The following is a 23,892-nucleotide window of genomic DNA, read 5'->3' on the forward strand; positions in this document are numbered from 1 at the left end:
GATGAAGGCAGCACGCAGAGTATGTCAACATCGACAGAATGAGTCTGTCATTCATACCACGCCTGTCGAGCGCCGAGCTATATCTGATAGCTTCTGTTCAAACAATACCCGTAACAGCAGGGAGCACTCACTTGGCTAAACGCATCAAGAAGGAAGACACCTATGAGGCGCTTCGCGAAGAAGGGGCCTCGAAACAGAAGGCCGCGGCAATTGCCAATGCCCAGGCGAACGACTCGGTTGATCACGACTCACGTCCTTACGAACAACGGAGCGTGGACGAATTGAAGGAACTGGCGCGCGAACGGGAAATCCGTGGTCGTTCAACCATGAACAAATCGCAGCTCATCAAGGCCTTGCGTGACGATTGATGGGTAGCCGCGACGCCATCGCATCATCCGACCCCGTATTCGTGATGAACGATATATCGTCTCTCTAAAACTGTTTATTCTACAAGTCCGGATCCAATACGCTAAGGGCGATCGCACTACCACGTCATGGACATTTCGTTCCGTACTCTGCCAAAAAATGCATCCACATTCCGAGAGGAAATCGTTATCAAACCGTCAGTTGGACGGTGGCACTCTATTGATAGTATGCTAACATACCAGGAAGACGCAGCTGATTGGCACCGGAATCGTTAGAATTCTGCAGTGGCAAGCGGAGAGTTTTCGCGCGAACGGCAGCAGAGTTGATCGTGGTTCAGAAACCCAACCCGCAGGTAAAAGCAGCTTGCAACATCGAACCTTGAACGAGGAACGCTCGTGTGCTTACGGCAAGCTTGCTTTTCCAGCTTCCAATCTCCAATACAAGTCAGGATAGAGTGAAAATGAAAACCATCTTAGCGCTCGGCGCGCTGGCAGCATTGAGCACCTTCGCCTTCGCGGATGCGCCAGAGGTACCCACAGACGCTCCCTACATCGTACTGAGCGATAATCTTGACGAACCGAATGGCTTCGGCTTCTGCATTGACACCTATGGCGCAGGTCAAACGGATCTGATGCACACGCATACGTGCAAGCCACAAGATCCCGATCAACCGAATGACAGCATGGGCAACGACACCCGCTTCATGTACAACGTGGAAACCGGGCAGATAGCGTCATACACCTTTGAAGGATTCTGCATGCAGGCCCTGATTGCCACCGACCTGACCGTGTTCGCCATGCTGGAGTGTTCCGATCATCCACGTCAGCAATTCGTCTACGACGAAAACGACATGACGCTGCACCTGGCAGAAGACAGCGAACGTTGCGTCAGCGTGGTATCGGAAACCGTACCCGCAGGACCTTGGGTAAAACGTCCACTGGTATTGGAAACCTGCGAAGAAGTAGATGCCTCACTCAAGCAGTGGACAGTGGTTCAGGAATGACAACCTGAGTATTCGATCGTGTCGGCAACTGGCAGTTCGTGTCAGGAAGCACAATCTGCCAGAGCCTTCTCCAATCTGGTTAAAACCACAGCCTCGGTTGCCGACAGTGTTTTCAGGTGAGCTTGCGTCTCAGCCGGCATGTCCAATTCAAGCGCTTCGGCAATCAAGCGTTCTATCTGTTGCTCATGATCGATGCGGTCTTGCAGGAAGACCTGCGTGCTGTCATCTGCGATGGCGGCCTTCACATGCGTGATGATCTGATGCACCTCTTCACGATCCGCATGCTGAGCTCTGGGCAAGGCTCCTGTTTTCCTCACGGCCTCTGACAGAACATCTGCCGCCTTGGTATGTCCGGTCAGAATATCCTGGAATGTTGCCTGCAGCTGCGTGTCCTCCAGATGATCGATAGCGTCTTCGAAATGATCCGCCGACTCCCGAAAATGGACAATCAGCTCATTGAGCGCAGCTTGATTCTCGTCGAGCAACATGAGCTTCCTCCAAACGTTGATATTGCCGGTGGGCGCGACATTCACTTCACCAGCAGGTTAAGTATCGTCCACACACAGCTACCTTGTCACGTACTTTCCCAAGCTCGGTCTACTGCGCTGTGACGGCTGTCACGCGTCGGTAGAGGAGCGGGAAACACCCCTTCATCACGTGACAACCGTCTGTCAGGAACAAGTAACTACCTACTCATTGAAACCTTGACCAGTACCCGGCAAGACAGAAATCTCCCGTTTTCATCCTGCCAGACATGCGGGCAAACTGCCGTTAGTCGTCAAACTCCGGCAGAGACTCCAACCCTTCCCTGTCCATGCTGGTGACAAGACCTTCTTCACTCACGGTAAGACTTTCCAGCGGTACCACGACATCCTTTTCACCAATGCCCAGAAAGCCGCCGATATCCAGTGACGCGGCCATGCTCGTGCCATCCTCCCCTATCAGCACATCGTCGACCTCGCCCACTTTTTCTCCTGTGCTGTCATAGAGATCCATTCCGTCAAGTTCATCAACCGTCAGATTGAATCCCGGGATCATCATTGCACCGTCTTCAATCTCTATCCAGCGGGTGGCTTGAGCCTGAACCACGCCTGACGCGACCAGAAGAGATGCCAATACCAGGTGTCTGTACATCATGTCCAATACTCCATCATCAAATGAAAGTGACTCACGCCTGTCGCAAGACAATCGTTATTGCGATGGTCTGAGAGTGCGCACAGCATGAAGCAATTGGCTATCCGGAAACGGCGAGTGCAAAATTGTCAACCATCCCTCACGGTTGATTCTGCCCGTGCTCGACGCAGAAGTGGCTCGGTAACTCGGCTGCCATCGGGCCTTTTCGAGCGACGCGTGGCAGATCCTCTGCCAGCGGCGTCCGACGCCCATACGCCAGGCCGGGAGCCGGCATCTTCCGGTCTGGCGAGTTTGGGGCAAGGAAGTATTTGACCATTACGCTGGTATACGAGAGTCTGTCACCATCCACCGACCGATACACCTTGTGTGATGAACTCTGACCTGTATTCCCGATTGCGCCATGCCTCTGTATCCGAGTTGCGCGAAGCCATTCGCCAAGCGGACTATCAGGGCCATACCGCGGGCATGGCCTCGGGCTTTCTGCAAGCCAATCTGGTGATTCTGCCCGCCGAGCATGCGCTGGACTTCATGCGCTTCTGCCAACGCAATCCGAAACCCTGCCCTCTGGTCGGTGTATCGGATACCGGTAATGCCATGATGCACACACTCGGACCGGACATCGACATCCGTACCGATGTTCCCGCCTATTACATCTACCGCCATGGAGCACTTGCAGAAACGGTCACGGACCTGAACTCGTACTGGCAACCAGACCATGTGGCCTTTGCACTGGGCTGTTCCTTCACTTTCGAGAATGCGCTGATCGAAGCCGGCATTCCCATCTGGCATATCGAACACAACAAGACCGTTCCCATGTACCGCTCCAGCATCATGACCGAGCCTGCAGGCGTATTCGGGGGCGAGATGGTGGTTACCATGCGTGCGGTGGAAGCTGACCGGGTCGACGAGGTCATTGAGCTGTGCCGCAGGTTTCCGCTGGCACACGGGGCGCCGGTGCATGTGGGCGATGCACGGGACATCGGTATCAGCGACCTGCAGAAGCCGGACTGGGGGGATGCTCCACCCCCACTGGGAAAACAGACCTCGGTGTTCTGGGCCTGCGGCGTCACCCCTCAGCAGGTTCTGATGCGAGCAGGATTACCGCTGTCGATCACCCACAAGCCCGGACATATGCTGATCACCGATATCGATGATCAGGCAGAGGTGCCGGTGTATTCAGGGTAGGAACAGCGCTTCACAGCGAACAGCCAGATCCAGCAGTGCCTGATCGGACAAGGCACCCGCCGTAAGCATGACGCCAATGGTGTCCTTGCCGTGTGTCAGGGGGAGCGAGATGCTGCAGCCATCCATGACATTGGCAATACTGGGGTTTCGCAAGGCCTGCAGATTGACGCGGTTGTAGGTCTCATCATCCGCCAGTGCTGACACGCGCGGCGGCAGCATGGGTACCGTTGGCATCAGCAGCACTCGGCCCTGCATCTCCTGCTGATGATCGCGTATCAACTGCTGACGCAGATTCAGGGTATGGCGATATTCAATGGCCGAGAGACCATCAGCTCGTGCCATGCGGCTGGAAACGCGCGGATCGATGGCAGCGTGACTGTTTTCGTAGGCCGATGCATGGTTGGCACGCGATTCGACCGCTGAAAAATGCCAGACAGGGAGCGTTTTCAGTGCTTCAAGGCTTTGCAGATGACGCTTCTCGACGCTGTAGCCTGCTTCCGTCAACAGGGCAATGGCGTGTTCGAATGCGGCTGCCACTTCGGGTTCCAAATCGTCCATGCCATAGTTGTCCGGCACAATGAAACGCGGTTCGAGGTGATGCTCGATGGTTTCCGGGTGATCGCGCATGGTCTGAAAGGCCAGTCTGCAGGCTTCAACCGACGCAGCCATGGGACCAATACTGTCCAGACTCTGCGACAGTGGCTTGCAACCTTGTCGCGGTATGGCGGACTGGCTCGGCTTGAACCCGACGATGCCATTGAACGCGGCCGGTATGCGCAAGGACCCTCCGGTATCCGTGCCGATGGCAATATCGGCGACACCTGCAGCTACCGACACCGCCCCACCGGCCGTTGATCCTCCAGCAATGCAACCCGGGTACAGAACACTTTCGGGCGTGCCGTAGTGAGCATTCATGCCCAACCCCGAATAGGCCAGCTCGGTCATGTTGGTGTGACCGATCGGCACAGCGCCCGCTTCGACCATTCGACGAATGGCTGATGCATCCTGTTCGGCAGGCGCATCGTCTTCCATGAAACGGGTACCGGCTCTCGTCACGAAGCCTGCGACATCAAACAAGTCCTTCACGGAGACCAGCGCGCCGCTGATGGGGTGGCTGCCAGGTACCACCAGACTTCGTGAACGTTCCGTAGCCCGCTTCTCGAACATCTGCGTGAATACATGACGCAGCACTGGCTCATCGGACCGGACTCGAGACAGGGCTCTGTCTACTCGCTCCTGCGGGCTCGCAGACGTCCAGGGGAAGGTGACTTTCATGTCTGTTTCTCTCACTCAGCTATTGAGATAATCCTGCGCAACTCTCTGAGCCTGTTCAGCGGCCTGTTTGCACAGTTCGTTCACTGGATCACCGACAAAGGATGCGGTGAATCTCAGCGGTTGCAGTTTCCACCCCGGATCGAATTCGCGAATGCGCTGCTGTCGAATCAAGGCATCACCGAGCCTGCGCGGAAACAGACCCACACCGATGCCCGATGCCACCATTTCCAGCGCGGCATAGATCGAGCTGGACGGAAAGATCTTGATGTCATCACCATAGCGTGTGGTCAGTTGACGCTTCAGTTCCCGGTAGGGTCGTGAGTGTCGATTGTACGATACGATCGGTGTCAAACGAAGGTCGGGCGTTGGTTTGTCGCAGGCGGTGAACCAGGCCAGTTCCACGGCCGGTAGTTCGATATTGTCAACCGAGAACTCGGAGACAGGCCCCATCAGGAAGGCCAGATCAAGCGATCGCTCCATCAGCTGCTGTCGCAGGTTGACAGTCAGGTCGACCGTGATCTCGACATTCAGGTTGGGGTAGCGTTCATACAACGATGACAGGAAGGCCGGCAGCCAGGACTGAACGATTGTTTCCGCCACGCCGATGCGTAACAGACTGTTGACGCTGTCGGCAGGAACCACATTGGATTTGATGCGTTCAACCAGGTCAGCGATCTTTTCAGCATAGTCTCGAAGCAGAACCCCCTGCTTGGTCAGCGATACACCGCGCGGAGTACGTTCGAACAGAGTCGTACCCAATGACTCTTCCAGCGCAGCGATGCGTCCCGAGACAGCCGGTTGGGTGATGTTCATCTCCTGGGCTGCCTTGCGAACGCCGCCCAGACGAGACACCCAGAGAAAGGTCCTGAGCTGCTCGAGTGTCATGTCAGAATCTCCCCCGGGGTGCGGTGTATCGTCAGTTGATGATGGGCAATGTGGATACGTTATAGCTCATGTCGATGCGACGATTGCGCACGGGATCCTCAATGCTCATGCGGTACTCCCGGGCAGGACGTACACCACCGATGGCGCCAAGAGTGCCGCACAACATGGCAGCACCCGCAGCAAGCGCATGACCCGCCAGCAGCTCATCCAGCGGCCGGATGCTGTCCAGCTTTCCCTGCTGGTAATTGACCCATTCACCCTCTTCCCGGATATCGCAAGACAATACCAGCTCGTCGAGGTGATCCCGGACATCGGCGTAACGCCACACGTCACGGGCACAGGGCTTGGCACAGGCCTGCTTGGATGCGGCCACCGAATGCGCTTCCAGTTCGCGGTCGGTATGATCCGATGCCAGACCCAGCCAGAGCTCGCCCTCTGCATGAATCAGCAAGGGCTCCACTTCACCGGAGCTTCCCGAGCCGAGTACCGTGATGTGTTCGTCCTGCGTCAGCAAGGCCTGCGAGACTCGGTAGTAGAGAGGCACTTGTGAGGGAGGCGCGATGCCCAGCGCCTTGAGCTCATCGATATGATGCTGCACGGCATCCGGGTTTCTACCGGTCCAGCCGGCAATTGTCAGTGCCTGCGGTTGCAGTGTGATCGATTGCTTGTCACATGTAAAAATCACGGTTAGTGTCCTCAAAGATGCGTCGGTAGATAGAGTGCGATGGCCGGGAACATGACAAGCAGTGCCGCCATGAGCAGCATGGCTATGGCATAAGGAATGACGCCGATCATCACATCGCTGAAGCTGCCGGATTTTCTGGCCGCTTGCACCACGTACAGGTTCAGGCCGACAGGTGGTGTGATCAGGGCCATCTCGACCAGCATGATCATCAGAATGCCGAACCACAGGGGGTCATAACCCAGCTGCACGACAATCGGTACCACGATGGGAATGGTGGCCACCATCAGTGACAGTGTCTCGATGAAGAAACCCAGCACGATGTACATGAGGATGATCACCAGCAGGGTTTCCAGTGGCCCCAGTCCGAGACCTTGCAGAAACCCTTGCAGGGCACTACTGATACCAGCGGCCGTGAGTACGAAGTTGAGTACATAGGCGCCGATGACCACCAGCATGATCATGGCAGTGGTGCGAACCGTGCCCTTGAGACTTTCAAGGATCATGCGAACCGACAGAGCCTTTTGCAGCATGGCGATGGCAAAGGCCATGGCAACGCCAACGGCTGCCGCTTCGGTAGGAGTCGCCCAGCCGGCATAGATGGAGCCGACAATGGCGCCGAACAGCCCCAGCAGGGGTATCAGATCCTTCAGACCCGACAAGCGACGTGACCAGTCTGCATGGATGCCCGGGCCGCCGAGAGAAGGTCGGACACTGCACAGCAAGGCGGTGACTGCCATGAACAGCAAGGCGAGCAGCAAACCCGGAATCAAGCCGGCCAGAAACAACTTGGGTATCGAGGTTTCTGTCAGGAATCCGTAGACGATCAGATTGATCGAGGGCGGAATCATGATACCCAGTGTGCCACCGGCAGCGATGGCCCCCGAGAACAGTCTCGGGTCATACCCCAGCCGGTCGGCCTGCGGCATGGCGACGGAAGCAACGGTGGCGGCCGTGGCAACCGAGGAACCGGACGTGGCCGAAAACAGAGTTGCAGTGGCAATATTGGCGTGTATCAATCCGCCCGGCATCCAGGATACCCAGGCATCCAGGGCAGCGTAGGTGCGCTTGGCAATCCCGCTTCTGACCAGTATTTCTCCGAGCAACACGAAAAACGGGATGGCAATGAGCGTGGCGCTGTTGGAAGATGACCAGACCACCTGGCCCAAGCCTCGCATCAGAGGGAATGGACTGAACAGTGTATCGATGCCGAATGCCAGCAGGAACAGTACGATACCGACGGGTATGGACAGGGCCAGCAGAACCAGCAGTCCGGTAGAGGTGAACAGAATCATGGTTCGTCTCGCAGTCCGGCGATCTCATTGATGTCGTCGAACTGCCCTCGCAAGATCAGCGTCACGACACAGAGACTGATGAACAGCGCAGAGACTGCGAACCAGACCCAACCCGCCATCCACAGGGATTGCGGAATCCACAAGGGTGTCTCCAGAGTGGTATTGGCCGTGGAATTGTTCTGTATCGATTTTGACAATACAGGCCAGACCCGGTAGGCAATGATCACTGCCGTACCGGTCAGAGAGAGGATGGCGATCAGATCGAACATGGCCCGCCCCAGGGACTGGCAACGGCTGCGCAGCAGGTCGATACGCACATGTGCCAGATGCGTCAATGCATAGCACATGCCCCAACTGGTGGAGATGGCCATGGCATAACCGGAAAGCTCATCCGTGCCTCCCAGCGACAGGGCAAAGTGTCGAGCGAACACATCGTAGACGGTGACCAGAACGCTGCACAGCAGCAGCGCTCCTGCGGCCACCGCCACGCCCTCATTGATGCGTTGCAGCGTTGCGAGTGCCTTGAACATGTCAACGATGACCGATCAGGGCTGGTCGATCGTGATGCCGACTACCTTGCCGACGCTGTCATTCCAGCGCTGCGCCCAGTCTCCGCCGGCTCGTTCGGCCCAGTCCGGCAATACCGTCGACACCAGGGCATCACTGGCCGTCTGCATATCCGCTTCACTGGCCTCAACCAGAATCATGCCGCGCTTGTCCCCGGGGCAGTCGCCTTCACCGCCTGTCAGACAGGCAATATCGGTGCTCAATGCCGATTGAGCCGATGCCCAGGCCGGGGCTTCCAGTTCAGCGGCAACCTGGTCCGCTATCAATGTCTGTTCCTCCGGGCTCAGTGAATTCCACTTGTCCAGGTTCATCGCCGTGACCACCGGATCCCAACCTCCCAGAGGGATGGGCAGCAGATGAGTGGAGACTTCCCACCAACCGGCACTGTAGCCGGATCCGGCACCCGTGACGGCACAGTCCACCACACCACGCTGCAGGGCGCCAGGAACTTCGCCAAAACCGACGTTGACGGCTTCTGCGCCGAGAGCCTCGAGCAGCTTGCCGGTCATGCGACCTGATGCCCGGATTTTCTTGCCCTTCAGGTCAGCCAGATTGGCGATCTCGGCATTGCAGAACACGACTTGCGGTGGATAGGGTGCAATACCAAGCACCTTGGCATTGAAGACATCCTTGTAGATATCATCCACCATGGGCCTGGCAGCTTCCACCATGGCCTTGGCCGCATCGGCATCGTTGGCAATCAGTGGTACATCCAGCCCTTCCAGCGCAGGAGAATCCGACACCGCGTAGTCAGCCACGGTCATGCCGACATCGAACACCCCCGTGCCCAGCATGCGATAGACATCACTGCCCTGAATGCCCATCTGGTCATGGGTGGTCAGATTGGCCGTGATCGTGCCGTCGCTGGCGGCAGGCAGGGTGTCGTTCCAGAATGGCGCTTCGTATTGCTTGTGCAGCGGCAGCCCGGACCAACTGCCAACAACCGACAGCTCCTGATCTGCAACAACGGTGCTGCTGAGAAAGGCAGAAACGATGATTACAAGTTGTCTCTTCATGATTCATTCTCCGTTCGCGAGTGTGGGACTGACATGTCGGTCCATGCCCGAACCGGCCGTCAGCCGGTGTGGTGCAATCGACGAAGCCCTAGCATGCTGCGAGCCGGGTATAAAATCAAATCGTAATTATTTCTACCAAGCGATAAGCAATACTTATCACTCAGGTTCGAGCAACCGGCGGCCACGTGGACAACAGGACCCTCCACGACCGTCGACCGGTGACCCGCGACTGACAACTCACATTGGTCACACCTGGCTGGCTCGCATCAACAGTGAATTCATGGCCGCGCTGCGCGGCAACTTCACCCTGACCTCCGCATTGACGGATCATCAGGAACTGGAGGTAACAACCAGCGAACCCATGACTGCCCATACCACCGGAGATTTCCTCACCGCCTATCCTGAGGCGTGGAGTTTCAGCAGCGGAACCCTCGAGATGACGGCAGAAGATGGTAGCGCCCTGCAATTGAAGGCTGACAGCGGTAACGTGGATACGGCCGAGATATCGCTGATGCAGGACGACGTGGTATTGGAAACCTTCCAGCAACCCTGGTCACTCTGGCACGATACGCTGACACGGGTGCAGGCAGACCCACGCGGTCGCTAGCATTGCTCGCCAGCGGATGCGCGTAATCTTCCAGTCGGTGTCGAACCCACGTATTACGGATATCATTGAATGAGCGAACTGAAGCCGCCGTGGCTACCTGCGTATCAACATGAACAGACGAACCCTGCTGAAGAGCGTCGCCACAGGTCTGGCTGCAACGGCTCTACCAGCGATGGCCTTGAACGACAAGCCACCGTTGCCCACTGGCTCGGCGGCTGATGTCTCGGCAGGCATCAACGCCCTCGCTGATGCCGCGAGACGCATTGATCGACTGCACTCACTGGTGGTCATGCGACAAGGGGAAATCGTGCTCGCAGAAGCCTTCAATGGCCCGCCGCCGGAGCAGGCAGTCAACATCAAATCCGTATCGAAGTCGGTGGTGGCAGCATTGGTCGGCTGTGCGCTCGAGAACGGCAGCCTGGCGGGCATCGACGCCACACTGGACGAGGTTGCCGCCAACCTGATACCCACAGGCGCAGACCCTCGTGTCGCCGCATTGCGCGTGCAGGATTTTCTGACCATGCGTATCGGCCTCGAGCGCCAGTCCGGCCGCAACTATGGCCGCTGGGCCGCGAGCGACGACTGGGTTCGCCATGCCCTGACAAGGCCCTTCACGGCAGCGCCCGGCGGCAGAATGCTGTATTCGACGGCAGGCTGGCATGTCCTTGGCGCGATGCTCTCGACCATGACTGGCAAGAGTCTGCTGACGCTGTCTCGTGAATGGCTGGGCAAACCACTGGACATCGAGTTTGCGCCGTGGACACGTGACCCTCAGGGACGCTACCTCGGTGGTAACGAAATGTCGATGTCACCACTGGAGATGGTGCGCTTTGGTGAACTGTACCGCCTCGGTGGTCGCTGGCAAGGCGAGACAGTGATGGCCGCCGACTGGGCCACGCAGAGTTTCGAACCGCGTACCGTATCGCCCTGGTCCAATGATTCCTACGGCTATGGCTGGTTTCTGCGCACGCTGGACACTCATGCCGTTGCCTATGCACGCGGGTATGGTGGCCAGGTCATTCACGTGGCACCGCAGGCAGGTGTTGTGGTGGCCATCACCTCGGATACCTCGCGCCCGGCAAGAAGCCATGGCTACATGACGACACTGCACTCGCTGGTAGGAAACTATCTGTCAGCACTACAAGCCAAGGACAAAGGGTAGACGCATGCCGATGCACCGCGTCGAGATACGATCACGGGGTGGGGTGGAGGCAGACAGTGAGTAGGTCGACTATTTCAGGCGACGATTCACGAAGAGGCCACTGGTCCATTGTTCGCGTTCCCCACGCAAGCTGACCACCGGGCTGTCGGCCAGATCGTCGGAGAGCCGTCCACGGCTCGTGGTAATCCCGACACTCCAGAGCTGTCCGATTTCGTGATTCACGACCAGACGTACTCGGGTGTCTTTCACACCGGCCTTCGGATTGAACACCGGCAACCCCGTCGCAGCTGACTCGGACTCGCTCACGCCAAAGTAGGCCCGGTTGTAATCGCGGTCGGTACGCGTCACGATGAACTGGACAGTAACGGACGTGGATGAGCCGAAATCACGCATCAGTCCGCCTGAAACTTCCAGCACCTGGCCCTTGTGCCCTGCGCCAACGGCGTCTCTCAGATTGACCGAACCGATCACCAGCGCAGGATCATCCCAGCCCAGCCAGCGGACTGGCAGACCGGACTCGACATACAGCCCCAGCTCCGCTGCAGCTGGCACGGTGGCCAGTTGACGCACCACGACGTCATCAATTCCCTCATCCCTGCCTTCGTCGTACCGGACCATGAAACCGGCATTGACAGCATCAGAGGAGACGAAATCCAGAAACAGTCGCTCGGCTCGCAGTGCAACAGCGACGTTGTCGTTCTGCCAGCTGAAGGACGGCAACAGCACCCACTCCTGCTCGTCCGCGCCGGGATACTGCGGCTTTTCATACACTCCGAATCCGACTTCGGTATCCTCGGCCGCCGTTGCCGGCACATTTGCCAGGCCCAGACAACTGCTCAGCAGCAGAGCGAACGAGGCGAGATGGCGCATGGTCGTGTACTCGCAATCCCTACTGTTTTCATAGCGCATTCAGGAAGCCGATGAGCGCCTCGTTGAATTCATCGGCATGCGTCGTATTGATGCCGTGTGGTCCACCCTCGATCAGTTGCGAGCGCGCGCTGCTGATGCGCTCGGCCGTCCGTTTGCCAGAGCCTTCGAACGGCACAATACCATCGCTGTCACCATGAAGTACAAGCACGGGGCGACACAGTGTATCCAGATCAGCACGAAAATCGGTCTCGGCCCAGGCGTCCATGGTCTCCTCCATGGCACTCTGCTTTGCCTGCTTGCACAGTTGCAGGGCTTTCTGTCGCTCCTCTTCACTGGTCTTCAACTCACCCTCCACCGAAAAGAAATCCCGAGTGAACTGTTCAAGGAAGCCATCGCGATCATTGCTGACAGCATCGCGCATCTGCTTGAAGTCCTCCGGCGACAAGGGTCCATCCGGATTATCCTCCGATTGCATCAGGCAGGGCGGTACCGCTGAAGCGAACACCACTGATTTCAATCTCGACTCGCCATAACGCCCCGGGTAGCGGGCAGCTTCGCCACCTCCCATCGAGAATCCGACCAGAGAAAATTCGGCCAGATCCATCTCATCCACCATAGCCGCCAGATCATCGGCAAGCACGTCGTAACCGTAGCCTGTTTCCGGCTTCTTGCTTTGCCCGAATCCGCGTCTGTCATAGGCAATGGCACGGTAACCGGCAGAATGAAGCGCCGGAAACTGCGCCTCCCATGCGGCGCCGGACAATGGCCAGCCATGCACCAGTACCACGGCATGACCATCGCCACCCGTATCCCTGACATGCAAGCCACACCCTTCCAGCTGTGTCTGTCGAATTTCCATACGTACCTCCATCCATTGAATCGAACACCTGCCGGTCCCATTCGTCTTGCAACAGACTGAACGCCGCATTTGATGAATGAATCCGGACGCGTGATATCGATACTAACAAGTACGCCCGGACTCACCGTGACAACAGGGCTGTATTGCAGGAATTTCACGGCTGGCTCTGCCCCGGTTCGGATCGGCACGTTTCGAGAATCCAGTCTCTGGTCTGTGCTGCAGCCCCCGTCAGCTCATGTTTTTTCGACCACACCAGATAGAATCCCAGCCCGGTTTTCCACGTCCAGTCCTTCCTGGCTGCCAGAACGCCCTGTCTGATGAGCCGATCGGTCACATGCCACCAGCCGAAAGCGATCCCCTCACCGGCAATGGCAGCCTGCAGCACCAGGGCATAATCGTTCAGGATCAATCCATTGTCGGGCGGTCTTGTGGTGTAGTCGAAATGTTCGAACCATTGCCGCCACCCAGGTCGATCGCGCACAGGTTCTTCCAGATGAATCAATGGCTGCTTTTCCAGATTCGGCCTGCCGTGCACGTCCTGCACCTTTGACATGACCTGAGGGCTTGCGACGGGGTAGATTGCCTCATCGGCAATCAGCGCTGCATGGCAGCCCAGCCAGTCACCATTGCCGCGTCGAACCGCCAGAGAGATGTTCTCGGCATCGATATCGGGTTCCCGATCACTGGACTGGATTCGCAAGTCGATATCCGGGTGACGCGCATGCAGTTCCACCAGACGCGGCATCAACCAGTAATGGCTGAATGCCGATGAACTGTTCAGAGTGACGTGATCGGCAACGGTCAGCTGTTGCACTGACCGGGCGGATAGAAGTATCTGCTCCAGCGAACGGGTGACATCGGAATGCAAGCGCGCACCAGCCGAGGTGAGTGCCACCTTCCTGTGTTCACGAATGAACAGCACAACCCCGAGACTTTGCTCCAGCTGTTTGATGGCCGTACTCACGGCAGGCTGATGAGTGTGCAATTCTTCCGCAGCCCGGGTGAAGGACTGATGCCTCGCCGCAGCTTCGAACACCATCAGATGACGCGGGGATGAGACCAGCTTCCACAGATCTTGCATAACCTCAGATTATCCAGAACATGCCTGAGTTAAATATATACAGTCAAAAAAGCATTTTGTAGAATTATCCATCAGAACGGAGCAAAGGGTGTCATCGAGCCACTGTGCAATGGCCTGCAGATTGAGCTGACAGGCCCGGAACCAGCAGACTCACGAGGCACTGTTCAACACGATCACAGCAACCAGAGCAAATCACTGATGCCTGAAGTTCATACGGAAAGCAGCGGCGGATCCAGATCCCTGCCCTCTCATGCCAAGGTGGTCGTCATCGGCGGCGGTGTCGTTGGCTGCTCGATTCTCTTTCACCTCGCCAAATTCGGATGGAAGGATGTCGTACTGCTCGAGCGTGACGAGTTGACATCGGGTTCGTCATGGCACGCCGCTGGCCAGATCCACACGATCAGCTCCGATCCGAACATCAGCCGTCTGCAGAGCTACACGATAGACTTGTACAAGGAAATCGAGGAGACCAGTGGTCATAGCGTCGGCCTGAATATCACGGGCGGCTTCTACGCAGCATCTACCCGGGAATGGTATGACTACCTCAAGCGAGAAAGGTCGAAGGCCCGCTACATGGGGCTGAACCAGGAATTCATCAGTCCCGCTGAACTGGCCGAGCGTCACCCGCTGATTGACCCGAAACACTACTATGCGGCACTGTGGGATGATCAGGATGGCGATCTTGATCCATCCGGCGCAACCTATGCCTTTGCCAAGTCGGCACGGGTACATGGTGCCAGGTATTTCACCCATACCCCGGTTACAGCCTGCACACAACGCCCCGATAACAGCTGGGATGTGAGCACGCCCAATGGCTCCATCAATGCAGAGTTCATCGTGAATTGCGGCGGCTTGTGGGGTCGAGAAGTGGGCCATATGGCCGGGCTGCATCTGCCTGTCCAGCCCATGGAGCACCACTATCTGATTACCGAACCCATTCCCGAGATCGTGGAACGAATGAATCAGCCGGATGCTGTACGGCTGCCTGCCGGTATCGATTACGAGGCCAACATCTACTTCCGCCAGGAACGGCAAGGCATGTTGCTGGGCACCTACGAGCCCACATCCACGCCCTGGAAAGTCGATGGTACGCCCTGGGATTTCGGCCATGAACTGCTTGCACCGGACATCGACCGGATAGCGGAGCGACTGGAAATGTCCTTTGAACGAATTCCTGCCATCGGCAATGCCGGTATCAAGGACATGATCAACGGCCCCTTCACCTTCGGGCCCGATGGCAACCCGATGATCGGCCCGGTACCGGGCATGAAGAACTACTGGGTAGCGGTCGGGGTCATGGCAGGTTTCTGTCAGGGCGGCGGGGTCGGGCTGACCATGGCCGAGTGGATGATCGACGGTGAGCCGTCAATCGATGTCTGGGCCATGGACATCGCTCGCTTTGGTGAGTTTGCAACGCCAGACTGGGGCACCATCAAATCTGCCGAGAACTATGAGCGTCGCTTTGTCATGACGTTCCCGAATGAAACCCTGCCCAAGGGACGCATGCAGAAGACCACGGCCTTGTATGACCGCTTGTGTGCCAGGGGTGCACGCATGGGCCAGAGCTTCGGACTGGAACACGCCCTGTGGTTTGCCGATGGCCCGGAGGATGCGCATGAAGAGCCGACCTTCGAACGGAATCGCAGTCACGTGTATGTGGCGCGCGAAGTGGCCGCTGTGCAGAGTGCTGTCGGCGGCGTCGAAACGGCCAACTTTGCCAAGCACGAATTCAAGGGGAAAAACGCCCGAGCCTTTCTCGATCATGTCCTGGCAGGATTCATTCCCGGACCAGGCAGGCTGACCTTGACACCGATGCTGACGCCAAAGGGCAGATTGTATGGCGACCTGACGGTGGCCTGCCTCGGCGAGGAGCATTTCCTGCTCTTCGGCTCCGGCGCCATGCAGGAGGCACACCGACGCTGGTTCGAGAAAAGTCTGACAGACGGTGTCGAGTACCGCAATGTCAGTGACCACTGGCACGGCGTTGCCTTGTCCGGACCGAAATCACGTGAGTTGCTGGCACGACTGACCCGTGAGGATGTCAGTGCCGATGCTCTGAAGTTTCGTGATGTACGGCAAACCTTCGTGGCCGGTGTACCGGTTATCCTGAACCGGATCGGCTTCTCGGGGGAGCTGGGTTTCGAGTTGCATTGTCGACCCGAGTACCTGCTACGCCTGTCTGACGCACTGGAACAGGCTGGCGCCGATCTGGACTATCGCTGGTATGGAGCCCGCGCACTCATGTCAATGCGGCTGGAAAAGGGCTGGGGGGTCTGGAGTCTGGAGTATCGTCCCGACTTCAACGCCATCGAGTCCAATCTGGACGCTTTCATCAACTGGGACAAGGAGTTCGTCGGCAAAGAGGCATCGCTGTCGTTTCGACAGAACGGACCAGAGCGCAAGCTCGTCACCATGATCATCAACGTCGAGGGAATCGACGTCTCCGGCGATGAAGCGATTCTGAAAGACGGCCAGGCCATCGGTTATGTCAGCTCGGGCGGGTATGCTCACCGAATCGGAAAATCCATGGCCATGGGCTATGTGGCGACTGAACATGCCACTGCGGGAAGCATGGTGCAAGTGGAGATTCTCGGCGTCTTCCATGATGCCGAGATTCTCGGGGCACCGGCCTATGACCCGACCGGTGAACGGATGAGGCTTGCCTGAACAGCAGGCCTCAATGGACGACCGCCTCCTCTTCTTCGTCGCTGGCGAACCAGGGTGGAAACGGATCATCCAGTTGCTTCCAGAGCTTGACACCCAGAGCCATCTCCTCGTCGCTGAGGAGGCAACTGTCCAGCACCTCGCGTGTGTGATCCGGCTCCAGGTTCTGTCCGATGAACACGATCTCCTGACGACGATCCCCGAACTCACCGTCGAAGGCAGCTTCGATGGACGCACGATATTCGGGATCGTCCGGCCAGTGCTCGCGAGGGGTATCCGCCCACCAGTAGCCGGCCGGTCCATGGCGGACAATGCCGCCGGCCTGCGACCACTCACCCACCACCTGGACGCGTGAAGCCAGCCAGAAGAAGCCCTTGGACCGCAGCACATTGCCACGCCACTCCTCCTTCAGGGCAGCGGCGAAGCGAGCCGGATGAAACGGACGGCGAGCACGGTAGACAAAGTTGCCAATACCGTATTCTTCGGTTTCGGGCGTGTGCTCCCCGCGCATTTCCGCCAGCCAGCCGGGCGAACGTGCCGCGCGCTCGAAGTCGAAACGGCCGGTATCCAGCACGGTCTTCAATGGCACATCACTGAAGCGGGCATGCACGATCTCGGCATGCCGGTTCAGTTGACGCAAGGCATGCTCGAGCCGCTCGCGTTCCGCCGCGGTGATCATGTCCATCTTGTTCAGGATGATGACATCGGCAAATTCCACCTGATCGATCAGCAGATCCGCCACCGTGCGCTCATCCCCCTCACCGAGATGCTCGCCTCTCTCCTGCAGGCTGTCCGCACCATCCAGATCGATGCTGAAGTTCACCGCATCGACCACGGTCACCATGGTATCCAGGCGCGCCACATCACTCAGGCTACCCCCCTCATCATCCCGAAAGGTGAACGTCTCGGCGACCGGCAGTGGCTCTGAAATGCCGGTGGACTCGATGACCAGATAGTCGAAGCGACCCTCTCGTGCCAACGTATTGATCTCCACCAGCAGATCCTCGCGCAAGGTGCAGCAGATACAGCCGTTACTCATCTGCACCAGCTTCTCCTCGGCTCGATTGAGTTGCACCTCCCGATTCACCATCGCTGCATCGATGTTGACTTCGGACATGTCATTGACGATGACCGCAACGCGCAGTCCCTCGCGATTGTTCAGGATGTGGTTCAGAAGAGTTGTCTTTCCGGCCCCGAGAAATCCGGATAACACGGTAACGGGAAGTTTGTCGTTCATTGTCTCTGTCATGTTCATGTTGAAAGACGTGATTCGTTTTCGTTGTGATCGCCAGCATCAGCCTCGATCTCATTGCACACCTGACCCTCGCGTCGAACCTGCGGCAAGAGCGATACCGCCCCGCAAGCCGCCAACCCGATGAATGCCAGACACCAGGCAATGGTGGCTCCTGATGGCCAATCCTTCCAGGCAGACACGAACAGACCCAGCAGATAGGCACTGAACCCGACGGTGTAGGCCCAGACAAGTGCCTGCCGCCCCGACAGGCGGCGCACCGCAAGGGCCGGAATGATCAGGCTGGCAAACACCAGGTACACTCCGACGAGCTGCGTGGACAGGGTAATCGTGATGGCAAACAGCGGATAGAACAGCCAGCCACCCTGCCCACTCAGGCGAAACCATGCGAACAGGATGCAGACGTAGACGATGGACACCCACAACAGCTGCGTGGTGTTGGTCCACAGAATCTGCCCCACCAGCAGATCCTTCAGACGTTCACCACCATGAGGGTCCGACGCCAGCAACAGAATGCTGCCGGTAGCCGCCAGCACGAAGGCAACACCAATCAGAGCTTCCTGCTCCCTGGGGTCGTGCTTGCGTAATTGATACAGCAACAGACTCGCCACCACCGCCGTCAGTATTGCAACTGCCTGCCCGAGCACTGGCATATGCTCCACCATGCCGAGGCTGCTCGCCGCAATCAGACCCAGGCCGGCAATCTGCGCAATGGCCAGATCCAGAAAGATGATTCCGCGACGCAGCACTTCCTGCCCCAATGGCACATGTGTGGCGACCACGAGAATACCCGCCAGCATGGCTGGCCAGAGGACATCGATCTGCAGCCACAAGCTGTCCATGTCAGTTCCCAGTCAGCAGCAGGGACAATATCGTGTCATACAGGCCTTGCAGATCGACGGCCTCGTCGCTGCCTCCGACCGTGAAGGGCAGTTCCCGCAATGGCACGCCACTGTTGTCTGCCAGCCAGCGAGCACCGCGATCGTTCTGATAGTTTGCAATCAGAATGAAGTCGGTATCCTGCCCTCGAGTGGTCTGCAACAGATCGGCCAGATGAGCACTGCCGGGCGGGATGCCGGGCTTGGGTTCCAGATCACCAACGGTATCGATCTGCAACCAGTTCAGCAGATAGCTCCAGTTCTTGTGATAGACCACAGCCCGCTTTCCCTGCAAGGGCTCGGCCTGCTCTCTCCAGCCCTCCATCGCCTCTGTCCATGACGAGGAGAATGCCGCGAGACGCTGCTGATAATACTCAGCGTGTTCGGCATCGATCAACTGCAGTCGTGCGCTGAACGCCTCGGCGATGCTCAGCAACCGGTGCGGATCCAGATGCACATGCGGGTTGCCGTCTGCGTGCACATCACCGTGGCTGCGGTCCACCTCTACCGGAACCTCGATGAGATCCACCTGCGAGGCGGCCAGGAAGTATCCCGGCTGACCGACTTGCACACGACGATTGCGAGACTTCTCCAGCAACAGAGGCAACCAGCCGATTTCCAGCTCGGCACCGGTGCAGAACACCATGTCGGCATCACGCGCCTTGACGATCAGTGATGGTCTGGCCTCGATGTGGTGCGGGTCCTGGAAGGCGTTGGTGGCAGACTCGGCCTCCACCCTGTCGCCACCGAGCACCTTTGCCAATGCCTGCCACTCCGGCTCGCAGGCCAGGATGTTCAACGAAGCCTGCGCCGATGCGCTTGCCGACCAGCACAATGCACACAGGGCCAGTATCCGGACACTAGAATTCATGGGCACCATGCGCTCCAAGGGTCATGACGTATTGCAGGCTGAGTGTATCGTTGGCATCATCGAAGCCTTCCGCATCCTGCAGACTGTATTGCATGCGCAGCTGTGAGAAATGGGAACGCGACCAGGTAAGCATGATGTCGGTTTCCCGGAGTGACTGATCATGAAAGTGATCGCCGTGAGCGGCCTTCAGGTCCACTTCGCCATAACGCACTCCTGCCGACCATTGCTGATCGAAGCGATAGACCGTCGAGGCATACCAGCCGTTCTGCCTATCGCTGTCCTGAGCGAATTCACCGAGTTCATCGACATGGAGATACTCGGCCGACACCGTCAGCTGGCTATCTCTGGCGTTACCCTGAGGCGACCATTTCCAGACAAGGTCCGCCAGGTAGAGGTTCTCGCCACTGTAGGCTGCGCTGTGCGAATGGCCGTGAGCGTCTTCATCCGCTTCCTCTTCGGCAGCCAGCTCCTCCTGAACTGCATCGAGACGATTTCGCAAGTATGACACCCCAGCCTGCCAGCTACTGCCATTGGACAGATCGCCACCCCAGCTGGACTTGAGCGTGAAAACACCGATGGCAGAATCACCTTCACCATCGGCCAGCTCCCGACCATTGAAAGCCTCGACGCCAAGTTGCCAGAAGAACGGTACCGGCAACAGACTCGATACACGGACACCGTCGTCGAAATAATGCGAACCGAGAAAGGCGCGATAAAGGGCCGGACGTTCGGCGAAGCTGTCGGCATGCGTGTGCCGGGAATTCAGGTAGCCCACCTGCGACAGAAAGCGACCCGCTCGAATCCCCAGACCGTAAGGCAATGCCACGCTGTCCACGAAGGCCTCCTCGATATCCAGTTCGGTTTCACCTTCATGACTTTCCAGCACCGTCGTCAGGCGGCCACTGAAGACATCATCCACCGCACTGCTCAACGACAGCTCGGTATGGCCCAGACCGAACCCCTTGCCGCGTTCGGACAGGGCGCTGCCTTCGGACTTGAAGAACCCGTCAAGGACAAAACTCAATTCAGGGTTCTCCGCATGAGCGGACCCTGCCGCCATGGCCAGCATCAGGACCACTGACGCGCCGAGATCCGGCGCGTTGATTCTTCCGCTTTTCATGATCTGTCAGTTCTGATGATCGTGTGATTCGCTCAGCCCCAGCCAGGTGACAGCGGATGCCGTGAAATCCAGATCAAGGGTACGGACAATGCTGCCGTCGAGACTGTCCACTTCGATCACTTTCTGTCCGTTGGTATTCAGCACGTACAGCCGCTCAGCCGCCGCAGAGGAGACCACTCTGGGAGAAGCATCGTCTTCGCCGACACTGTCGGCCACCGCAACCGGCTCGAGAGCTGCCCACTGTGCTTCCACGTCATACAGATAAAGCATGCCGTCATCGCCGAGGATGTAGTAGGTTTCCCCGTCCACATTGAAGCCTTGCGCCACCTTCGACACCTCGCTCGGAAACGACAGCTCCTGATAGGCAGGCTCATTGTTCGGGTCGATCACGAAGACCTGCTGACCGGCAACGCCGACGAGTTCGTCAGCCTCTTCATGGGCAATCACGGTACCGATTCGGCCTTCCTCGGCGATCGACTCGGGGTTCGGCAATTTTCGGGCAGGATAGTCTTCCTCTGTCAGATCGATGAGCAAGGTGCCATCACCGCAACCGAATGCGATGTATGACTCATTGGACGCATGGCCGTGCAACAGAGGGCATGCTTCTTCATAACGGTGTTCGAACGTGAAGCTACCGTCTTCGAACGAATAGCGCTCTACAGCCGCCGGCAGGGTTGTATCGGTGATGGAAGGATCCCGATAGGTGGCAAATAGCGTGTCATCGATGAGTCGTGCCGCACCGTGCATGTTGTTGGCAAGCGTCAATTCTCCCGTCACGCTTCCGGCTCCGATATCCGCATCGCTCAATACAGTGACGGTCGATGTCGCTCCTTCCTCGGCATCGAAGAAGACCGAACCGTATTCCTCGAAAGCGCTGTAGTGAGTGGGCCTGATACCGGACAGAGTGAAGTCCAGCATGACCGGATCCTCTGCATAGTCGTGCAAATGGTCAACGTGATCTTCGGTGTACAGGCCGCTATCCACAAAGGAGACCTGATTGTCATTGCGTTGAACAACCACCGCGTAGCGTTTGTCCGGGCTGGCATACAGACTGGGTTGATCGCCCGTCAGCGCGAAGCGTTGCAGCTCACTTTCGGTATCGAGATCGTAGACCACCACGGCTGATTCCTCACTGTCGAACAAGGCCAGGCGACCTGCCGAGTCGATGCTTGCACCAGTGTCCTCCTCTTCCGACGTGGAGCTATCGCTGCACGCACCAAGGAGCAAAGCGACGCTGACTGCACACAGCAATCTGCCGTAGCGTGGAGGAGTGCTTGAACTGGTCTTGCTGACAGACATGGGAATTCTCCGTTTAGTTACGTTATAACATATCTTTTTTTGAATCGCATGAATCCACCGCCACCAGCTTGCGCTCAGGCTGCGCGACACTGTCAGAGTGATGTTTCTGTCAGAGACGCTCGCCGTCACTACGCATTGCGCAATCTCGTCTTCCGGATACGATCGACCGACCCATGCAACCGCGACGCAGTCTACAGGATATGTAATAACATAACATCAACTACTTGAACTCGAACTGCCGCGGTATGGCGGTATGGCGGTATGGGTGTGTGGGTGTGCGGTTGAACGGTTGAACGGTTGAACGGTTGAACGGTTGAACGGCGGAATCGTAGTCAGGCTACGAGATACGCTTTCCGGTCAATCATCGATACCCTGCTTCGCCCTGTCCACGAACGCCCTGAGCCGACTGCTCATGTGACGCTTGCTGCGGTAGTTGAGTGAGTAGCGTGGCAGCGGCGGCAAGAATTCGGTCAGGACTTCGACCAGAGAGCCTGAGTCAATGAACGGAGAGGCAATCTCCTGATAGACATAAGCCAGCCCCAGATCATGCTGTGCATAGCGCATGAGTGAACTCATGTCGTTCGCCACCATTCTGGGGTTCGGTTCCACGGTATAGGCACCCTCCCTTCCCTGAAAGCCCCAAGGTGCAAGCCGCCCGCTCAGACCGAAGGCATAGCAGATGGCATCATGAGCAAGGATATCCTGAGGTTGCTGCGGTACGCCACGTCGGTCCAGATAGTCCGGAGAAGCAACGATCGACATGGCGAGCTCCGGCCCCACGGGAACTGCATGTGTTTCGGGTTCCAACAGTGTACTGGAACGCACGACTGCATCGACACCAGAGGACAGCAGATCCACTTTCCTGTCGTCATAGATGAGCCTGACATCCACTTCCGGATATTCCAGCGCAAATCGGGCGACCAGTTCATCGAGGAAGAAGGGACCGGCGCTGTAGGGTGCCGATAGACGCAAGGTGCCCGCCACCCGCCCTTTCTGGTCATGCAGATCGCTGATGGCCCCTTCCAGGTCATTGACTGCGGGCAGGCTGCGTTGGAAGAATCGCTCGCCAATGGGGGTCAGCGCCACTGCCCGGGTTGAGCGTTCGAACAATCTGACACCCAATCGGTCTTCGAAGCGTTGCACCGCTTCGCTGACCGAGGCGGGTGCAAGCTGAAGGTGCTCGGACGCAGCCCGAAACCCGCCCCTGCGTGCAACTTCAACGAAAATCCGGATGTCGGCAAAGTTACTGCGGCCCATTGTTCGTTTTTCCGATCACTGTGTTATCCATTAATAGGGTTTATTTAATAATAGCAGGCACTTATAGTCTCTTCAAGCCATGAGGCACGGCAGTAATCAGCCAGCGTTGCATTGGCCCATCGATCACCCACAGAAGAGAAACCCATGAACAAACAAAGCGACATCGAAGCCGTCATCAACACCTGGAACAAGGGGCTGGATGCCGGCGATATCGAGCTCATGCTGAGCACCTGCCATGCAGACGTCATGACGGTCAACGAGCGGCAGCCGGTGACAGTCGGCACTCAGGCCATCCGTGACAAGTACTTGCCTCGTATTGCAGCCGCCGAAATCACCTCCGGTTATGACATCGAAGATCTGCAATTCTTCGGCGACGTCGCGGTAGTTTCCGGTCGCTTCTACGGCACAATGAAAATGCGCGAGACAGGTGAAATCCGCAAACCCGAAGGTCGCCTCGTGCTGGTCTACCAGCGTGACGCCGACGGTGCGTGGAAGATGGTCCTTGATATCGACAACAACGGACCCGAGTAGATCACCGGCGGTTCGACAGGCTCGCTGGGGCGA

Annotated in this window: 24 protein-coding genes; 7 read left to right on the top strand and 17 right to left on the bottom strand. The window is 57.7% G+C overall.

Annotation, left to right across the window (positions count from 1 at the left end):
* The first annotated feature begins 131 nt into the window (after window positions 1–131).
* On the top strand, window positions 132–368 hold the full coding sequence (locus ACUNV4_RS12100; protein WP_430878811.1) for a Rho termination factor N-terminal domain-containing protein: 237 nt from the start codon (window positions 132–134) through the stop codon (window positions 366–368).
* Between the two features lie 458 nt (window positions 369–826).
* Complete coding sequence (locus ACUNV4_RS12105; RefSeq protein ID WP_430878812.1) at window positions 827–1,369, top strand: hypothetical protein; 543 nt, start codon at window positions 827–829, stop codon at window positions 1,367–1,369.
* A 41-nt stretch (window positions 1,370–1,410) separates the two neighbouring features.
* On the opposite strand, the gene ACUNV4_RS12110 is transcribed toward ACUNV4_RS12105, so the two are convergent.
* Both ACUNV4_RS12110 and ACUNV4_RS12115 read right to left on the bottom strand, forming a co-directional pair.
* Entirely contained in the window at window positions 1,411–1,857 is a 447-nt protein-coding gene (locus ACUNV4_RS12110) for a DUF2383 domain-containing protein (RefSeq protein WP_430878813.1), read from the bottom strand.
* A gap of 283 nt (window positions 1,858–2,140) precedes the next feature.
* Window positions 2,141–2,506 (bottom strand): PRC-barrel domain-containing protein, encoded by a 366-nt coding sequence (locus ACUNV4_RS12115; RefSeq protein WP_430878814.1) that lies wholly within the window; start codon window positions 2,504–2,506, stop codon window positions 2,141–2,143.
* A 366-nt stretch (window positions 2,507–2,872) separates the two neighbouring features.
* Here ACUNV4_RS12115 and ACUNV4_RS12120 point away from each other — a divergent pair, with 366 nt between their 5' ends.
* Window positions 2,873–3,688: a putative hydro-lyase gene (locus ACUNV4_RS12120; protein WP_430878815.1), complete on the top strand. Its 816-nt coding sequence runs from the start codon at window positions 2,873–2,875 to the stop codon at window positions 3,686–3,688.
* Here the strand turns inward: ACUNV4_RS12120 and ACUNV4_RS12125 are convergent.
* The 6 genes from ACUNV4_RS12125 to ACUNV4_RS12150 are packed head-to-tail and all read right to left on the bottom strand — an operon-like array spanning window position 3,680 to window position 9,408.
* Entirely contained in the window at window positions 3,680–4,963 is a 1,284-nt protein-coding gene (locus ACUNV4_RS12125) for an amidase family protein (RefSeq protein ID WP_430878816.1), read from the bottom strand. The genes ACUNV4_RS12120 and ACUNV4_RS12125 overlap by 9 nt on opposite strands.
* 15 nt (window positions 4,964–4,978) lie before the next feature.
* Complete coding sequence (locus ACUNV4_RS12130) at window positions 4,979–5,848, bottom strand: LysR family transcriptional regulator (RefSeq protein ID WP_430878817.1); 870 nt, start codon at window positions 5,846–5,848, stop codon at window positions 4,979–4,981.
* A 31-nt stretch (window positions 5,849–5,879) separates the two neighbouring features.
* A complete protein-coding gene (locus tag ACUNV4_RS12135; RefSeq protein WP_430878818.1) occupies window positions 5,880–6,533 on the bottom strand; it encodes a DUF2848 domain-containing protein in 654 nt (217 codons plus the stop codon).
* A gap of 11 nt (window positions 6,534–6,544) precedes the next feature.
* Entirely contained in the window at window positions 6,545–7,825 is a 1,281-nt protein-coding gene (locus ACUNV4_RS12140; RefSeq protein WP_430878819.1) for a TRAP transporter large permease, read from the bottom strand.
* The gene (locus ACUNV4_RS12145; protein ID WP_430878820.1) at window positions 7,822–8,355 is read right to left on the bottom strand and encodes a TRAP transporter small permease subunit; all 534 of its coding nucleotides are present in this window, start codon (window positions 8,353–8,355) and stop codon (window positions 7,822–7,824) included. The genes ACUNV4_RS12140 and ACUNV4_RS12145 overlap by 4 nt, the downstream gene beginning before the upstream one ends.
* Before the next feature lie 15 nt (window positions 8,356–8,370).
* Window positions 8,371–9,408 carry a TRAP transporter substrate-binding protein gene (locus ACUNV4_RS12150; protein WP_430878821.1) on the bottom strand — a complete coding sequence of 346 codons (1,038 nt, stop codon included), beginning with the start codon at window positions 9,406–9,408 and terminating at the stop codon, window positions 8,371–8,373.
* 280 nt (window positions 9,409–9,688) lie between these two features.
* On the opposite strand from ACUNV4_RS12150, the gene ACUNV4_RS12155 reads away from it, so the two are divergent.
* Both ACUNV4_RS12155 and ACUNV4_RS12160 read left to right on the top strand, forming a co-directional pair.
* A complete protein-coding gene (locus ACUNV4_RS12155; protein ID WP_430878822.1) occupies window positions 9,689–10,015 on the top strand; it encodes a hypothetical protein in 327 nt (108 codons plus the stop codon).
* Window positions 10,016–10,124: 109 nt separating this feature from the next.
* A complete protein-coding gene (locus tag ACUNV4_RS12160) occupies window positions 10,125–11,177 on the top strand; it encodes a serine hydrolase domain-containing protein (protein ID WP_430878823.1) in 1,053 nt (350 codons plus the stop codon).
* 69 nt (window positions 11,178–11,246) lie between these two features.
* Here the strand turns inward: ACUNV4_RS12160 and ACUNV4_RS12165 are convergent, their stop codons facing one another.
* The 3 genes from ACUNV4_RS12165 to ACUNV4_RS12175 form a co-directional block, all read right to left on the bottom strand.
* Window positions 11,247–12,047 (bottom strand): MipA/OmpV family protein, encoded by an 801-nt coding sequence (locus tag ACUNV4_RS12165; RefSeq protein ID WP_430878824.1) that lies wholly within the window; start codon window positions 12,045–12,047, stop codon window positions 11,247–11,249.
* A 28-nt stretch (window positions 12,048–12,075) separates the two neighbouring features.
* The gene (locus tag ACUNV4_RS12170; RefSeq protein WP_430878825.1) at window positions 12,076–12,906 is read right to left on the bottom strand and encodes an alpha/beta fold hydrolase; all 831 of its coding nucleotides are present in this window, start codon (window positions 12,904–12,906) and stop codon (window positions 12,076–12,078) included.
* 154 nt (window positions 12,907–13,060) lie between these two features.
* Window positions 13,061–13,987 carry a LysR substrate-binding domain-containing protein gene (locus ACUNV4_RS12175; protein WP_430878826.1) on the bottom strand — a complete coding sequence of 309 codons (927 nt, stop codon included), beginning with the start codon at window positions 13,985–13,987 and terminating at the stop codon, window positions 13,061–13,063.
* 198 nt (window positions 13,988–14,185) lie between these two features.
* Between ACUNV4_RS12175 and ACUNV4_RS12180 the strand changes: the two genes are divergently transcribed.
* The gene (locus tag ACUNV4_RS12180; protein ID WP_430878827.1) at window positions 14,186–16,654 is read left to right on the top strand and encodes a GcvT family protein; all 2,469 of its coding nucleotides are present in this window, start codon (window positions 14,186–14,188) and stop codon (window positions 16,652–16,654) included.
* A gap of 10 nt (window positions 16,655–16,664) precedes the next feature.
* Here ACUNV4_RS12180 and zigA read toward each other — a convergent pair whose 3' ends face one another.
* From zigA to ACUNV4_RS12210, 6 genes are all read right to left on the bottom strand, one after another.
* Window positions 16,665–17,888 (bottom strand): zinc metallochaperone GTPase ZigA, encoded by a 1,224-nt coding sequence (zigA, locus tag ACUNV4_RS12185; protein ID WP_430878828.1) that lies wholly within the window; start codon window positions 17,886–17,888, stop codon window positions 16,665–16,667.
* Window positions 17,889–17,902: 14 nt separating this feature from the next.
* On the bottom strand, window positions 17,903–18,745 hold the full coding sequence (locus ACUNV4_RS12190; protein WP_430878829.1) for a metal ABC transporter permease: 843 nt from the start codon (window positions 18,743–18,745) through the stop codon (window positions 17,903–17,905).
* A gap of 1 nt (window position 18,746) precedes the next feature.
* Window positions 18,747–19,652, bottom strand: a complete 906-nt coding sequence (locus ACUNV4_RS12195; protein ID WP_430878830.1) for a metal ABC transporter substrate-binding protein — start codon at window positions 19,650–19,652, stop codon at window positions 18,747–18,749.
* Entirely contained in the window at window positions 19,642–20,772 is a 1,131-nt protein-coding gene (locus tag ACUNV4_RS12200; protein ID WP_430878831.1) for a hypothetical protein, read from the bottom strand. Before ACUNV4_RS12200 ends, ACUNV4_RS12195 begins: the two co-directional genes overlap by 11 nt.
* A 6-nt stretch (window positions 20,773–20,778) precedes the next feature.
* Window positions 20,779–22,071, bottom strand: a complete 1,293-nt coding sequence (locus ACUNV4_RS12205; RefSeq protein ID WP_430878832.1) for a hypothetical protein — start codon at window positions 22,069–22,071, stop codon at window positions 20,779–20,781.
* 357 nt (window positions 22,072–22,428) lie between these two features.
* On the bottom strand, window positions 22,429–23,328 hold the full coding sequence (locus ACUNV4_RS12210) for a LysR substrate-binding domain-containing protein (protein ID WP_430878833.1): 900 nt from the start codon (window positions 23,326–23,328) through the stop codon (window positions 22,429–22,431).
* Between the two features lie 144 nt (window positions 23,329–23,472).
* On the opposite strand from ACUNV4_RS12210, the gene ACUNV4_RS12215 reads away from it, so the two are divergent.
* Window positions 23,473–23,859, top strand: coding sequence for a YybH family protein (locus ACUNV4_RS12215; protein ID WP_430878834.1), 387 nt, complete (start codon window positions 23,473–23,475; stop codon window positions 23,857–23,859).
* Window positions 23,860–23,892: the final 33 nt, after the last annotated feature.

This window comes from Granulosicoccus sp. 3-233 (assembly GCF_052681095.1).

Coding starts and splice junctions, on each gene's coding strand:
- ACUNV4_RS12105 (WP_430878812.1), top strand. CDS start 827: ATGAAAACCATCTTAGCGCTCGGCGCGCTGGCAGCATTGAGCACCTTC.
- ACUNV4_RS12110 (WP_430878813.1), bottom strand. CDS start 1,857: ATGTTGCTCGACGAGAATCAAGCTGCGCTCAATGAGCTGATTGTCCAT.
- ACUNV4_RS12115 (WP_430878814.1), bottom strand. CDS start 2,506: ATGATGTACAGACACCTGGTATTGGCATCTCTTCTGGTCGCGTCAGGC.
- ACUNV4_RS12120 (WP_430878815.1), top strand. CDS start 2,873: ATGAACTCTGACCTGTATTCCCGATTGCGCCATGCCTCTGTATCCGAG.
- ACUNV4_RS12125 (WP_430878816.1), bottom strand. CDS start 4,963: ATGAAAGTCACCTTCCCCTGGACGTCTGCGAGCCCGCAGGAGCGAGTA.
- ACUNV4_RS12130 (WP_430878817.1), bottom strand. CDS start 5,848: ATGACACTCGAGCAGCTCAGGACCTTTCTCTGGGTGTCTCGTCTGGGC.
- ACUNV4_RS12140 (WP_430878819.1), bottom strand. CDS start 7,825: ATGATTCTGTTCACCTCTACCGGACTGCTGGTTCTGCTGGCCCTGTCC.
- ACUNV4_RS12145 (WP_430878820.1), bottom strand. CDS start 8,355: ATGTTCAAGGCACTCGCAACGCTGCAACGCATCAATGAGGGCGTGGCG.
- ACUNV4_RS12150 (WP_430878821.1), bottom strand. CDS start 9,408: ATGAAGAGACAACTTGTAATCATCGTTTCTGCCTTTCTCAGCAGCACC.
- ACUNV4_RS12155 (WP_430878822.1), top strand. CDS start 9,689: ATGGCCGCGCTGCGCGGCAACTTCACCCTGACCTCCGCATTGACGGAT.
- ACUNV4_RS12160 (WP_430878823.1), top strand. CDS start 10,125: ATGAACAGACGAACCCTGCTGAAGAGCGTCGCCACAGGTCTGGCTGCA.
- ACUNV4_RS12165 (WP_430878824.1), bottom strand. CDS start 12,047: ATGCGCCATCTCGCCTCGTTCGCTCTGCTGCTGAGCAGTTGTCTGGGC.
- ACUNV4_RS12170 (WP_430878825.1), bottom strand. CDS start 12,906: ATGGAAATTCGACAGACACAGCTGGAAGGGTGTGGCTTGCATGTCAGG.
- ACUNV4_RS12175 (WP_430878826.1), bottom strand. CDS start 13,987: ATGCAAGATCTGTGGAAGCTGGTCTCATCCCCGCGTCATCTGATGGTG.
- ACUNV4_RS12180 (WP_430878827.1), top strand. CDS start 14,186: ATGCCTGAAGTTCATACGGAAAGCAGCGGCGGATCCAGATCCCTGCCC.
- zigA (WP_430878828.1), bottom strand. CDS start 17,888: ATGAACGACAAACTTCCCGTTACCGTGTTATCCGGATTTCTCGGGGCC.
- ACUNV4_RS12190 (WP_430878829.1), bottom strand. CDS start 18,745: ATGGACAGCTTGTGGCTGCAGATCGATGTCCTCTGGCCAGCCATGCTG.
- ACUNV4_RS12195 (WP_430878830.1), bottom strand. CDS start 19,652: ATGAATTCTAGTGTCCGGATACTGGCCCTGTGTGCATTGTGCTGGTCG.
- ACUNV4_RS12200 (WP_430878831.1), bottom strand. CDS start 20,772: ATGAAAAGCGGAAGAATCAACGCGCCGGATCTCGGCGCGTCAGTGGTC.
- ACUNV4_RS12205 (WP_430878832.1), bottom strand. CDS start 22,071: ATGTCTGTCAGCAAGACCAGTTCAAGCACTCCTCCACGCTACGGCAGA.
- ACUNV4_RS12210 (WP_430878833.1), bottom strand. CDS start 23,328: ATGGGCCGCAGTAACTTTGCCGACATCCGGATTTTCGTTGAAGTTGCA.
- ACUNV4_RS12215 (WP_430878834.1), top strand. CDS start 23,473: ATGAACAAACAAAGCGACATCGAAGCCGTCATCAACACCTGGAACAAG.